We start from the raw sequence: 14,125 nt of genomic DNA on the forward strand, positions 1-14,125 counted from the left end.
TGTTTTTTTACGGTTGGTCCTACTTTCTAGGAGAAATCATATTCACAATATGGAATATGTATGTTCTCTTGTACTTTTTAAACATTATAGTATAATATGTGTAATATTGAATGAGGAGGAATTAAATATGAAAATCAAAGAATCCGGAATCATCCTTTTTGCGGAAAATTATCAAGAAGCACTAGATTTCTATCTGCATAAAATCGGACTAACCCTTCGAGAGCAAAAAGAAGATCTTGCCATCCTTGATTTTGGTGAAAGCTATTTAATGATTGAAAATAATGGCGTTGCCTCCAAGGTTGAAAAAACGAGAGCGCAGAACCCCACCGTTCTAAGAATCGATGTTTTTGATTTTCATGAGACCGTCAACGAGCTTCGCGAGCGTGGAACCGAAGTTACCATTCGAGAATTAAGTTGGGGCACCATCGGGGTCATCATTGACCCCGAAGGAAACCGCATAGAAATCAAGGCCGCCGTTTAAACGGTGGCCTCTCTTCCCTTCTACTCCCCACCATCAGACCACATTGGCGGTCCGGGGTTTTGTTGAGCTATCAGTGTCTCGAGAAATGTTGCTAAGTACGAAGGTGGGGTATGCCTCGGAGGAGTTTACGTCCGCCTTTGAAATCCGTGAATATACCACTTAACTCTAATCAGATTCACGGATTTCAACAGCGGCCGGAGGGGCATACTCCACTGAAGTATGAGCAGCTTTCGAGCCTTCCCTTCCTCATCAAAACAAAAAGACCGCCAAGGCGGTCTCCTCACTATATATTTAAATCCTTACGTTTACCCGTCACAATATAAATAACGCCTTCGCCGATATTCGTACAATGGTCGGCAACCCGCTCCAAATAGTGCGCTACGAACATCAGATGCGATAGCTGGCGGTTGCGGGCAAATTCGCTGTTCATCATACCGATGATTTCATTCATCAGATTGCTGTACAGCTTGTCGACCTCGTCATCCTTCTCTGCTAGCGCAGCCGCTCGGTGAATGTTGCGCTCCGTATAGGAAAGCAAGCTTTCATGCAGCATATCGCGAACCAGCACAGCCATATGCGGGATATCTTCCAGTGGTTTGATCAGCTCTTCACCGGATAAGCGAATAGCAATTTTGGCGATATCTACAGCATGATCGCTGATACGCTCCAAATCGGTAGCAATTTTCAAAGCGGTGCCGATAATACGCAAATCACTTGCCATAGGCTGCTGCAGTGCAATAAGACGCAGGCAGCGCTCTTCGATTTCGAGCATCATCCCATCGATGATGTCGTCCTCCACTACGATTTTTTTAGCCAGCTTTTCGTCCAGCTTGGCTAAAGCATCGACTGCGTTGGAAATGGATTCTTCGACTAAGCTGCCCATCTTCAGTAAAGATTGCTGCAGCTCATCGACATTTTGGTGAAAACTTGTTCTCGTGTCCATAGTAGCCCCCTCACATCATTTGCATTATCCGAAACGCCCGGTGATGTAATCTTCCGTTCTTTGATCCGTAGGTGCTGTGAAAATTTTATCTGTTTGATCAGATTCAATTAACTCGCCGTTTAAGAAGAAAGAAGTAAAATCGGAAATACGTGCTGCTTGCTGCATATTGTGCGTTACGATGATAATCGTATATTTTTCTTTCAAGGTTTGCGTCAGCTCTTCTACCTTTAAGGTAGAGATAGGGTCCAATGCGGATGTAGGCTCATCCATCAACAATACATCTGGCTCTACTGCAAGCAGTCGAGCGATGCAAAGCCGCTGCTGCTGACCACCGGACAAACCGAGAGCGGATTTGTGCAGACGATCCTTTACTTCATCCCACAAGGCGGCTTGTACCAAGCTTTTTTCTACGATTTCGTCCAATACGGCTTTCTTCTTGGTTCCATGAATTCTTGGACCGTAAGCAATATTATCGTAAATGCTCATTGGAAAAGGATTCGGGCGTTGAAACACCATGCCGACCTTTTTGCGCAAAGACACTACATCCATTTCTTGACCATAGATGTTATGGCCATCCACAAAAATGTTCCCATTAATTCTGACGCTATCTATTAGGTCATTCATCCGGTTCAGCGTCCGTAGGAAGGTGGATTTGCCGCAGCCGGAAGGACCAATTAAAGCAACGATCGAGTTATTTTTAATTTCCAGACCAATACTGTGAAGCGCCTGATTTTCTCCATAAAACAAGTTGAGCTTTTCTACTTTGATTTTGTTTTTCTCCATCATGCTTATTTCCCCCCGGAAAGTCTTTTTTGTAATAAGCGGCTAGGAATTCCGATCAGCAGGTTGAATACCAGCACGACGATAAGCAGCAGCGCTGCGCTTCCTTTTGCAATTTGTTTAGCGTCAGGAACGATAGCTTCCGATTGAACATACCAGAGGTGTGTTGCCAACGTTTCCCCCATAGCTAGCGGATTCCAATCCGGGAAGAATCGGGATACCGATAATCCGGCAGTGTAAATCAAGATGGCGGATTCACCCAAGGCACGTCCAGCAACAAGAGTAATCCCTGTGATCAAGCTCGGCATAGCGGCAGGCAGCAGCACTTTACGAATGGCTTGCCAACGTGTCGATCCAAGGGCAAGGGACGCTTCCCAATACGATTCCGGCACCGAACGAAGCGATTCCTCTGTAACACGAACCAGGACCGGCAAATTCAGCAGCGATAACGTAGCCGCGCCGCCGATAATGGAGAATTTCAAACCGAACAAATTAACAAACAACAGGAATCCGAACAATCCGAATACGATAGACGGTACAGAGGACAAGGCTTCAACGGAAATTCTAATGAAGTCGGTGAATTTATTTTGCTTTGCATAAATAGATAAGTACACTCCCGCTCCGATACCGATAGGCAAGGAGAATAACAAGGACAAGAATAAAATATAGAAAGAGTTAAATAGCATCGGCCCTACACCACCGCCAGCCATAATCTCTTGAGGCTTGCCAGTGATGAACTTCCAAGATAGCTGTGGCAAACCGTCGCCAAGGATTCGAATCAGGAACCAAGCCAGCAGCAGCATAATCATAACGCCAGTAAACCAGAAGAATACTGTAGCAATTCGGTCTGTTGTCTTGCTCGTCATTTCACTTCACTCCTCTTGGCAACAAACCGGATAATAATGATCATGGACAAGGAGATCAGCAGCAGCACTAGTGCCATCAAATAAAGCGCATTATTCCAAGTGGTACCATAGTTCGTGTTCCCCATATCCTTAACGATCGCAGTTGTCAGAACGGTAGTAGATTCCAGCAACGATCCTGGCATCTGTGGCGAGTTCCCGATAACCATGAACACCGCCATCGTCTCACCGATTGCTCTACCCATACCTAAGATAATGCCGGTAATAATACCTGGACGAGCTGCCGGTATAAGCACTCTCCAGATCGTCTGCCAGCGAGTGGCACCTAGTGCAAGCGAAGCTTCCTCTAAACGGCTTGGTAATGCGCGGATCGCATCTTCAGAGATAGACAGGATCGTTGGCAGAATCATAATCGCCAGGATAATAGCTGCAGGCAGAATCCCGTAGCCAATCGTTCCCGTTACTTTGGCAAGCATCGGAACAATGACGGTTAGTCCGATCAAACCATATACAACAGATGGAATTCCTACGAAAAGGTCCGTCGCCGGACGCATAATTTCGCGTACCCAGTTCGGTGCAATTTTTGCCATGAAGACCGCTCCGGATAAAGCTAGCGGTACGGAAAATACTACAGATAGCACAGTCAGCAGCAAGGTGCTGTACAAGAAGGAAAATATCCCGAATTTATTTTGACTCGGTGTCCAGTCGGTTGAGAAGAAAAATTCCCAAGGGGATACACCGGAGAACGTCTTGACTCCCTGTATTCCGACAAATGCAATGATGGAGAAAATTATGGCGGAAACCAATATCGCGCTGCCCACAAAAATCCATTTCATCACTTCATCTGTGCGGTTTTGTTTTTTCGTCCAGCGGCTTACTTTCTTTTCTAATGTTGCTCTCTCATTAAGCTTGTCAGCGAAAGAATTCACGACCTTTTGCCCCCTACTTCTTAATTAAAAATGAACGACCACGGGCTGGCTGCATCAGCATCCAACGTTCGTGCGTTTCGTATGGTTCTTTTTCATCATAGAGGACAATTGTTAAAGCCATGCCGTTGAATTGTTAAGACAATGTAAAAATTCTTTGAAATGAGATGAAAATTTAAAAAATGAACTTGTAATTATAAATAAAAAAAGACCCGGTTCCATAGAAACCGGATCTTTTTACAAAATATTTATTATTTTTTCAACAGGTTAGCAGGCAAGAATTTCAGTTCTTCTACTTTTTTGCCTTGGAAATCAGGGCTGGAGATGTAGTCGATGAATGCTTTTACAGCGCCTTTAGCTTCGCCTTTAGTGTACATATGCTCAATACCGTACAAAGGATATTTACCATCTTTGATAGTATCTTTGGAGAATGCTACGCCTTCGAATTTCAGAGCTTTAATAGTATCGTTCAGGTAAGGAGTATCTACATAACCGATGGAGTTAGCAGTAGAACCAACTGTAGTTGCAACAGCACCGCTGGACTCTTGAGTTACGCCATCTTTAGTGAATTCTTTGTTATCCAATACGATTTGTTTAACCAAAGTACGGGAACCGGAGCTATCTGGACGGTGAACAACTACGATTTTAGCGTCTTTACCGCCAACTTCTTTCCAGTTCGTGATTTTACCCATGAAAATATCAGCAGCTTGAGCTTTCGTCAAGTTATCTACGTTCACTTCTTTGTTAACAATCAAAGCAAATGGAGCGATCGCTACTACGTGGTCAACCAAACCTTTGTCTTTATACTCGTCGCCAGCTGCAACGTCAGAGTTACCGATGTCGGAAGTGCCGTCAGCTACGTTTTTCAAACCAGTACCGGAACCACCAGCTGTAACGTTAACCGTTACTTTTGGATTTTTTTCCATAAACTCAGTGGAAGCTTGTTTTACCAAAGGAAGCAATGCGCTGGATCCGGATGCTGTTACAGTTCCTGTCAAATCAGCAGCTGGTTCAGGCTTTTTGTCACCAGCAGGCGCTGCGCCGTTTGTTGGTGCTTTCGTATCAGGAGCTGCTGTTTTCGTACCGCATGCAGCAAGTACCCCCATTAAAAGAATTGCGATCAATGCGAAGCTGAAACCTCTTTTCGAGAAATGTTTAAACATCTCTTCATGTCCTCCCTTTGTTTCGTTCGTTTTTTGTTTACTAGGACATCTTAACAAGCCAATGTAAAGTTTAAACCCGCAAAACGTAAACGGAATGTAAAAGTTATTTTTGTCGAATTTCAATACTTTTTACATAAATATGGCACTGCTTTAATAATCCCCTTCTATACTATAGGAAAAAGGATCTAGGACTTCGCTTCACGTTCTGGTTCTTATATGAAAGAACTATGGAGGGGTAACCATGAGCACAAAGACAAAGAAGCTGCCGACCATGTCTGATTTATCATTAAAAATGAAGCTTGTTATCGGAATGACCACCATGCTTGCCTTGTTTTTGATCGCAGCATTATACAACTTGCAGCAGGTGGACCAAATGAAGGTTCATTTAAGCCAACAGAACGATAAGGTAGAATTGAAGCTGATGGCGCTGGAATTAAAAGAAATGGTGCAGGAATTAAACATTATTGCGTCGGGTCTTGAAATATCCAAGAAAGCGGACTACATACCTAAATATAATGAGAAGAGAAAAATCTTTGACGAAATGATCAAGAAGATCGGTGACACAGCCACTACACCGGAGCAAGCCAAATGGCGCAGCAAGCTGATTTCGTTAACCGTTGAATATACGAATACGTTCGATGTCGCGGCAAAGTTGGTTCAAGATAACAAGCTTCCTTCCGCTGATCTGGATAAAAATATGGAGTACTTATATAATGAATCACAAAAACTAATGGCTGACATTTTCGTAAATGTAGACCAATTTTACATTGCCTACTCTGAAGATGCAGTTCAAGCGATAGCAGATACCCGTACTTTGCTGGATCGCACGGTCATTGCAATGTGGATAGCTTCGATTCTCGTCGTCATTTCCGGGATCGCGATCTCCTACCTGCTAATTAGCTCCTTCGTCAAGCCTATCCGTACATTGCAGCAGGCTGTACAAGCCATGGCGAGAGGGGACTTAAGGGCCAAAATAAACAACAGCTCCAAGGATGAACTTGGAGATTTAAGCCGCAGCTTCGATCATATGATCGATCAGGTCCGCAGTATGCTCTCGAATATGCAATCCATCGCATCATCGTTGTCCGAGCATTCCAGCTCCTTTCACAGCTTTTCGAGCTCTACGGCTATTGCCAACGCAGATATCATAAGAGCTATTCAGGAAATCTCATCAGGTGCTGACCAGCAGGCAGGTCAGACGGAACAAAGCACCTACTTAATAACGGAAGTCCAACATGAAATGGAGAAAATAGCGCAGAACTCAGTGACCATTCAACAAAAAAGCCGCGAGGCCGCTTTTAACACACACCTAGGCTCCACTTCAATGGAATCGTTGAAGCATGCTTCCCAAACTTCAGAAGACGTATTGAACAAAGTGTTCTCCGCTATGGAGAGCTTATCAGGGAGCACGGTGCAAATTCACCAAATCGTGAATACGATTACCGATATCTCGCATCAAACCAATGTATTAGCCTTGAATGCTGCCATAGAAGCGGCTCGCGCCGGCGTGCATGGACGAGGCTTCTCCGTCATCGCCGAAGAAGTCAGACTGCTGTCCTCTCAGACGAATGAATCGTCCAAGTCCATCTCCGTCATTATCCGTTCGCTGCTTGAGCAAACGAAGGAGCTTGAATCTTTCTTGCATGTTGCCAGACAATCATTCGACCAGCAGAATGGGAAAATGAACGAAAGCATGGATGCATTCCAGCACATTCGGTCTTCGATGGATACGTTGTCCGAGCATATCGATCATATTCAGGAGCAGATTGGAGCTTCTAAGGAAATGAACGGCAAGCTGGTCGATTCCGTACAGTTCGTCGCGGCCATCGCTCAAGAAACGGCGGCAGGCGTGGAAGAAGTCAATTCTACCTCTGTACAGCAGGACTCCGCCATTCAGCTTATCGCTTCACAGGCAGACGACATTCTTGAATTATCGAGCAAGCTGTTTCGAGAAATTAATCAATTCCAGATCGCAGAGGACGCTGTACATGCACGCTCAGACAGCCATTCTGCCGCTGCTGAACCGTTTCAAGAGAAACCGGCACTACTACAGGATGAGAAGAACGCAGCACCACACGCCGACGCCATAACTCAAGAAACCGCGGCAGAACCAGATTCCAAAGATTCAGCTCCACTGAAGGAGGATGATAAAAAATTGGTTACAGTATAAGCGTCCAGATTGTCGGGAAACCATGTGTGAAAAAAACTACGCCTCGATCTTCATCCCTAAAGGATGCAAAGACTCGGGGCGTAGTTTTTTAATTGTTTTATAGAGGCTCAAAGTTTACCGTTTAAGTTTCCATGTACCTATAGTGGTATCCTCCGTCAGGCTCACATCAGGACTTTTGGACACTCCCAGCCTTTGGGAAGTATAGATGCCTGTATGACCGGAAAATAAATAGCTAATGACGCAAGCCAAAAACATATAGATCGCGGCCTCGGAACCAAATAGCTCGATTCCTAGCATGAAGCAGGCAATCGGTGTATTCGTAGCTCCGCAAAATACGGCGATTAATCCGAGCCCTGCAAGAAAAGGGCCTTGCAGTTGCAGCAGCCCCGCCAACGCATTGCCGAGCGTTGCTCCTATCACAAACAGAGGCGTTACTTCGCCTCCCTGGAAACCGGCCCCTAATGTAACCGAGGTAAAGATCAGCTTCCACAGAAAGGCTAACGGTGCTACCGATTCATGAAATGAATCAGTTAACAGAGGTAAGCCTAATCCGAGATAATCCCGTGTGCCAACGATATAGACCAACGCAATGACAAGAAGTCCGCCGACAAAGCTTTTTAATACAGGATTTGGGAGCAGCCGCGTGAACCATTGCTTCAGTTTATGCGTCATCTCGCTAAATAACAGACTGACAAGTCCAAATACAATCGAAGCCGCAAATACTTTCAACAATATAACTGCCGCAACGGGCGGAACCTGCCCCATAGCGTAATGAGCGTGGTGCACGCCCCATGCCGTAGTCACTGTATGTCCGACGAAGCTGGCTACAAAACAAGGAAGCAGCGCTTCATAGGAGATCATGCCGACCGCAATGACCTCAAGACCGAATATCGCACCGGCCAGAGGCGTTCCGAATACAGAGCCGAATCCGGCGCTGATCCCACACATAAGTAATATTTTCCGATCGCTCGGAGAGATTCGAATCCATTTACCGAACATTTCAGCCAAGCTGCCGCCCATCTGCACGGCCGTCCCTTCACGACCCGCCGAGCCACCGAACAAATGGGTTATAATTGTGCCCCCAAGTACCAACGGGGCCATTCGCAGCGGAATCGTCTCATTCCCGGCATGAATCTGCTCCAATATTAAATTATTGCCCTTCGAGCTGCTCTTTCCATATTTCCAATAAATCCAACTGACGAGTGCTCCACCAATTGGCAGCAAGTACAATAGCCATGGCACGGCCATCCGCGCTTGTGTTGCCTCATTCAATGTTAATAGAAAGAAAGCCGATGCCGAACCGCCCAAGCCTCCAACCACACTTCCAATGATCAGCCATTTTAGCAAATACCTTATTATTCCGTAATGAAGCTGCCCCGAAGCAGCCAATTTAGTCCAATGTTCCATGGATTTCATCATTCCTTATCCAATATAACCAGGAACGCTTGCGCCCCGTTAATGCATTAATGCTGTTCCGTATCCTAACTCTCGTTCATATCATACCGTTCTCCCTCCCACATGCGCAAGCCATAATGATGAATCTTGTCGTCCTACTTTTATTAGTTTGACCTTTTTCCCGAAATGCCCGCCTTATTGACAGCACCGCTGGAAAGAATGTCGCATTCATGACGATTGCCAAGAAAAACTACTTTCTTTATCGAATGGACACTACCTTTGTCACCCTTGCAGGGACTCCATAAAAAGAAGCGAATAGCTAGTGTATGAAAGATTAAGGAATAGATCGGAGGATGCGATGATGGAATTTGTATCTACAAAAGAAGTCGCTCAGATACTGGGGGTAAGCCCTACCACGATCAAACGTTGGGTCGCCTTTTTTCAAGGTTGGTTTCAAAAGGATGAGCTCGGTCATTACATTTACTCTCCCGAAGATGTCGAACGACTGAAGCACATTCATGAGCAGCTGCAGCAAGGCAAAACGATGCAGGCTATTATGTCCTCTGACACCAACTCCTTGAAGCCATCCAAAGCATTCGAAACCTCTCCCCCATCCTATGAAACGGATGAGCTTCTGCAGCGGATTACCCAGCTGGAGCTTCAGCTTGCCCAAAAAGCGGACGACATCGTAAGCATGCAAATATTACAGCACCGGACCGAGCTTGAAGAAATCCGAAAAACCGTTCAGACATTGGCGGAAGATTTAGAAAGCATCCAACGCTCCTTATCCCGCCATTCCGAACGTACCCTCGCCAGCCTGCGCGAAACGCCGAAAGCAAACAAGAAAAAAAGCTTCATCAGTGCGCTATTCAGCATTTTCTAAATCGGACCTGTTTCTTTTGGTGATACACAACGTGCATATAGGAAGAAAAGCCCTGCACTCCACCGAATGGAAATGCAGGGCTTTCATACTATTGGGCGTACACTTGCTTTATTTCACTTGAACAACCTCAACACGCTGACCTGAACGAATAGAATCCATTATCGCCTGAGTGAATGCCATGTAACGAGCCCCATCTGCGAAGGAAGGATCCCCTTTGGTTCCATTGCGCACGGCTTGAATAAAGTCTCTCTCTACAGTCCATTCTTTGCGTAAAGATTCAGGCACCTCTATTCTTCGTTCCTCTCCTCCTGTATTCAAGACAACCTGAGTTCCTTCAGGATAGCAGGTCAATGTCCCCTTGCTTCCATAAATGCTCAACTGGGAATGTCCTCCTTGTACGGCCCCTGTGAACATAGCTGTTAGCAGCGAGCCTCCCGCAAATTGACCCAGCACAGTAACTGAATCCGGCACCTCCACTCGACTTTTTCCTTCCCCATCCTGTGGGCGTTCCTCAACCCAAATACGTCCATCCGCACAAAGCGATTTCAATGGGCCGAACCACTTATTAAGCACTTCCCCCATAATCCCAACATCCAACACATTAACTCCTTGCAAATCCGCTCTCTGTCTCCAATAAAGCGGCTTCTGCGCATCGGCATACTGTGAGGATGGGTGTGTCAAATGAACATGCCGAACTTCGCCCAGCTCTCCATCTTTTAACAACTGCATAACGAAGGGCTCCACTTTCATATAATTCGGTGGCGGACAAAGCATGGTCGTTAGGTCTGACGCTTCATCCAGCTTGTACATTTCCAAGGCATCCTCCAGATTGAGAGCCATCCGGGCTTGAGAGAAAACATGTTTTCCACGGGTTATACAATATTCCGAGATTTCCCGGTGCAAAATCGGCGGCGTACATATAAATACGGCGTTTACTTCAGGATCATCGACAACCTCCTGCCACGTCGAGTACACTTTGCGAAAGCCGAACTGCTCTGCTGCCTTCTGCGCAGTTTCCATCCTCCGGTTAGCAACTGCCGTTAATTCAACACCTTCTATTTCTTTCAAATTGGGTAAGTGCCGTGATTTGGCGATCCCGCCCGCTCCAATCATGCCAATGTGAATGTTCATCTGCAGATCATCCTCTTTTCCTGGAATATGACTGTGTTTCTAGTAAAATTCTTATGCTTTCTACCTTTATTAATTCTCTTTTATCATAATCAATCAGTAACTGGTTTAAAAGAGAACGGTCCGAAAAATTTCTCGATTTTTCGGTCGACAATTCACGACAAAATCATCCACATCGCTTATAATAGATTCATAGAAAGATAGACATAATAAGGTGAGTGGACTGGATGAGCAAGTACGCGGCAATACTAGTTATTTTTATTTTCATTTTCACGACAGGATGCGGTCAAAAACCGGTAAAACAAGAGACGGCAGCAGCACCCGTACCTGGACCTAACACAGCATTAAGCTCCTCACCAATCAGCCAAACCTCCACCAACACGGACGTCGTCCATCACGCTAGTACCGTAGTTAATATGGTGAAAATGGCCGATAAACGTGTCGCATTAACGTTTGATGACGGTCCTGACAACAAGTATACGCCGCGAATACTGGATATTCTGAAAAAAAATCAGATTCAAGCTACCTTCTTCCTGATCGGTGAAAATGCCCAAAAGCATCCTCAAGTCATCAACCGCATTCTTCAAGAAGGACATGTTTTGGGAAATCATTCTTGGGACCATCAAAACTTATCCAAGATGACCTGCGATCAGATACAGAGTGAGATCAGCAAAACAGACGAGCTAATCAAAAGCATATCCGGCCAATCCCCTGAGGTTTTTCGAGCGCCTTATGGAGCTGTATCCACAGAGGTGTTGGAAACTGCTAGCTTAACCGGACATCAAAAGATCATTGGATGGTCTGTCGATACTCAGGACTGGAAGGGCAAAACGGCTGCAGAAATTCTGAGCACGGTTAAAAAAGAAGTTCGCCCAGGCGCAATTATTTTACAGCACTCTTTCGGTGGAAGAGGCGGTAACCTGAATAATACCGTCGAGGCACTTCCATTAATCATTGCATATTTAAAAGAAAACGGATATTCCTTCGTTACTGTACCTGAGCTTCTATCGTACGATCATACTGCGAGTAAATAGCAAAAACAGACTATTGATAAGGGCTGCTTGACCGTTACCGGTTCAAGCAGCTTTTTTGCTGCTAGTCTTCCTCTTTTCATTGAAATATTTACGTTGAAAAGTCAATAATAAAAACGTTTCCAAACCGCAGTCCTGCCCCGATTTTTCCCTTATGTTCAAAGTCCTCAGGTATGCTATACTAGGGTGGTATTTACAAAATTTTAATATAGATAATGTGGTGATATACATGGGGGAACTGCAGCTTGCAGTTCGCAATCAGGGGATAAAAGTCGCGCGTCGTTTACCCATGGTTGTATGGTCAATATGGATCGTATTTTTAGTGGAATTGATGAGCAGAGGCGGCTGGGGCGATACCTTCAGCTGGACGTTCCACGCGATGCCGGAGCTTTTTCTTAACACACTGGTTGTTCTGGGTGTACTTTTTCTAATAACGGCCATCACAGGCAGAGTCCGACTCTCGTTCTGGCTCGTTTCCACGATTTTTCTCATCATGGGTTTGATAAGTGGAGTCAAGCTAAGTATTCTTGGCGTTCCTTTTCTACCATGGGATTTACTCTTAACGAGTGAAACGAAAGATATGGTTCAGTATGTTGGCGGTCTTCTTAATTTTACCGTTATATCAGGCATTATTGCTTTTATTGCGATCAGCTTGTTATTGCTTTATAAGCTTCCACGGTTTCCGTTTCTGATTCGCTGGAAGCATCGTTTAGCGCTTGGGTTTGTGTCCTTACTATTGCTAGGCTCCATTTATAACGATGGTTCACTCTCCTTGAAGACATGGACCAAAGTACAAAATCTGGCCTGGGACCAAACGGAAAATGTTCGTACTAATGGATTTCTTTTATCGACAATGATGAATTTGAAATTCCTGTTTATGAGTCAACCGGATGGTTATGATGCAGACACGATTCGCAATGTAGCTTCACAAGTGACGTCTGCCGTTGCAGAACCCGGCGACGTTAAGCCCAATATTATCGTCGTTCTAAGTGAATCATTCTGGGATGCGACGCAGATCAAGGATATTTCGTTCAGCCGCGATCCACTACCGTTTTATCATGAATTGATTTCTAAATACAGCAGCGGCACCATGCTTTCCCCTCAATACGGAGGCGGAACAGCCAATGTTGAATTTGAAGTACTGACAGGAAATTCGATGCGTTTCTTGCCTCAAGGATCGATTGCATACAATCAATACATTAATAAAGATATCGATTCGTTAGCCGGCATTTTATCGCGGCAAGGCTATAAAACAACAGCTATCAACCCGTTCCACAGCTGGTTCTATAACAGTAAAAAGGTATATGAGAAATTCGGATTCTCCCGATTTATTTCGCAGGAATTCATGAAACAGGACCATGAAGGCCCTTATCTCGCCGATCGTGAGGTAGCAAGACAAATATTCGAATCCACTGCCCGTACGGATGGTCCAGATTTTATTTTTGCCAATACAATGGAAAACCATTATCACTACTATCCAGGAAAATTTAAGGAAAACACTATCGAAGTTTCCGGCGTCACTGGTGAGGCCAAAGGCTTGCTCGAAACCTACGCCCAAGGACTTCTGGGTGCGGATGATATGTTGAAACGCATGGTGACCCACTACGAAAGCATCGATGAACCGACGATTATCGTCTTTTTCGGAGATCATTTGCCTAGCTTGGGTGACGATTATAAAGCTTACAAAGACAGCGGCTACTTAAAAGAAAACGATCCTGATTTCCTTGATAAAATGTACCGTGTCCCTGTGTTGGTGTGGAACAATTACTTGCATGCACCGAAGGACAACATCAATATGAGTCCTTCATTCCTGGGTCCCTACACCTTGAAATTAGCTCAGAGACCAGGCAGCTACTACACGGATTACTTGTACCAGCTTTCACAGCGAATTCCGGTCATTCCGCCTGAGAATCGTTATGCAGATATGAAAATTAGCAAGGAAAGCTTGAAAACTTATGAAAGACTGCAATACGACATCATATTCGGACAGCAGTTCGGCTACGATGGTTTGAAGAATAAAATTCATGACAGCAATTATACGCTGGGTACAGGGTCCATGGTTATTGACGGAGTCCAAATGGAACCTTCTAAGGAAGGAGAAGTATTAAAAATATCCGGTGCCAATCTTCCTTTTAACAGCATCGTCAATATTAACGGAGAACAGGTTGCAACCCAATGGTCCAGTGATAAGGAACTAACGGCTCAGTTGCACACCGATAAAAACAAATCGACTTCAGGGCCATTAAAGCTTGAAATTATCGTTAAAGATTCCAAAAATGCCATTATAGCCAAATCCAATGAATACGATTATTCGCAAAAAGCCGTCGGGGTTAAGTAATTCTTAATAATAGTAAGCTCGGTT

Annotated in this window: 12 protein-coding genes; 5 read left to right on the top strand and 7 right to left on the bottom strand. The window is 44.9% G+C overall.

Annotated features, from left to right (window positions below; translation table 11 throughout):
• The first annotated feature begins 127 nt into the window (after positions 1-127).
• Entirely contained in the window at positions 128-481 is a 354-nt protein-coding gene (locus tag QMA13_RS27625; protein ID WP_282936895.1) for a VOC family protein, read from the top strand.
• 283 nt (positions 482-764) lie between these two features.
• Here QMA13_RS27625 and phoU read toward each other — a convergent pair whose 3' ends face one another.
• From phoU to QMA13_RS27650, 5 genes are all read right to left on the bottom strand, one after another.
• Positions 765-1,424, bottom strand: coding sequence for a phosphate signaling complex protein PhoU (gene phoU / locus QMA13_RS27630; RefSeq protein ID WP_282936896.1), 660 nt, complete (start codon positions 1,422-1,424; stop codon positions 765-767).
• 24 nt (positions 1,425-1,448) lie between these two features.
• The gene (pstB, locus tag QMA13_RS27635) at positions 1,449-2,207 is read right to left on the bottom strand and encodes a phosphate ABC transporter ATP-binding protein PstB (RefSeq protein WP_282943592.1); all 759 of its coding nucleotides are present in this window, start codon (positions 2,205-2,207) and stop codon (positions 1,449-1,451) included.
• A 5-nt stretch (positions 2,208-2,212) separates the two neighbouring features.
• Entirely contained in the window at positions 2,213-3,070 is an 858-nt protein-coding gene (gene pstA / locus QMA13_RS27640; RefSeq protein WP_282936897.1) for a phosphate ABC transporter permease PstA, read from the bottom strand.
• Positions 3,067-3,996: a phosphate ABC transporter permease subunit PstC gene (gene pstC / locus QMA13_RS27645; RefSeq protein WP_282936898.1), complete on the bottom strand. Its 930-nt coding sequence runs from the start codon at positions 3,994-3,996 to the stop codon at positions 3,067-3,069. Before pstC ends, pstA begins: the two co-directional genes overlap by 4 nt.
• Positions 3,997-4,244: 248 nt before the next feature.
• Positions 4,245-5,156, bottom strand: a complete 912-nt coding sequence (locus QMA13_RS27650) for a phosphate ABC transporter substrate-binding protein (RefSeq protein WP_282936899.1) — start codon at positions 5,154-5,156, stop codon at positions 4,245-4,247.
• Positions 5,157-5,397: 241 nt separating this feature from the next.
• Here QMA13_RS27650 and QMA13_RS27655 point away from each other — a divergent pair, with 241 nt between their 5' ends.
• The gene (locus QMA13_RS27655; protein ID WP_282936900.1) at positions 5,398-7,326 is read left to right on the top strand and encodes a methyl-accepting chemotaxis protein; all 1,929 of its coding nucleotides are present in this window, start codon (positions 5,398-5,400) and stop codon (positions 7,324-7,326) included.
• A gap of 114 nt (positions 7,327-7,440) precedes the next feature.
• Here QMA13_RS27655 and QMA13_RS27660 read toward each other — a convergent pair whose 3' ends face one another.
• Positions 7,441-8,742, bottom strand: coding sequence for a voltage-gated chloride channel family protein (locus QMA13_RS27660; protein ID WP_282943594.1), 1,302 nt, complete (start codon positions 8,740-8,742; stop codon positions 7,441-7,443).
• Between the two features lie 337 nt (positions 8,743-9,079).
• Here QMA13_RS27660 and QMA13_RS27665 point away from each other — a divergent pair, with 337 nt between their 5' ends.
• Positions 9,080-9,604 carry a MerR family transcriptional regulator gene (locus QMA13_RS27665; protein WP_282936901.1) on the top strand — a complete coding sequence of 175 codons (525 nt, stop codon included), beginning with the start codon at positions 9,080-9,082 and terminating at the stop codon, positions 9,602-9,604.
• A 108-nt stretch (positions 9,605-9,712) separates the two neighbouring features.
• Here the strand turns inward: QMA13_RS27665 and QMA13_RS27670 are convergent, their stop codons facing one another.
• Positions 9,713-10,735 carry a Gfo/Idh/MocA family protein gene (locus tag QMA13_RS27670; RefSeq protein ID WP_282936902.1) on the bottom strand — a complete coding sequence of 341 codons (1,023 nt, stop codon included), beginning with the start codon at positions 10,733-10,735 and terminating at the stop codon, positions 9,713-9,715.
• Between the two features lie 224 nt (positions 10,736-10,959).
• Between QMA13_RS27670 and QMA13_RS27675 the strand changes: the two genes are divergently transcribed.
• Positions 10,960-11,766 carry a polysaccharide deacetylase family protein gene (locus QMA13_RS27675; RefSeq protein ID WP_282936903.1) on the top strand — a complete coding sequence of 269 codons (807 nt, stop codon included), beginning with the start codon at positions 10,960-10,962 and terminating at the stop codon, positions 11,764-11,766.
• 226 nt (positions 11,767-11,992) lie between these two features.
• Positions 11,993-14,101 (top strand): LTA synthase family protein, encoded by a 2,109-nt coding sequence (locus tag QMA13_RS27680; protein ID WP_282936904.1) that lies wholly within the window; start codon positions 11,993-11,995, stop codon positions 14,099-14,101.
• Positions 14,102-14,125 lie beyond the last annotated feature (24 nt).

Origin of the sequence: Paenibacillus sp. RC67, from assembly GCF_030020805.1 — a bacterium.
In the GTDB taxonomy this organism is placed as follows: Bacteria; Bacillota; Bacilli; order Paenibacillales; family NBRC-103111; genus Paenibacillus_S.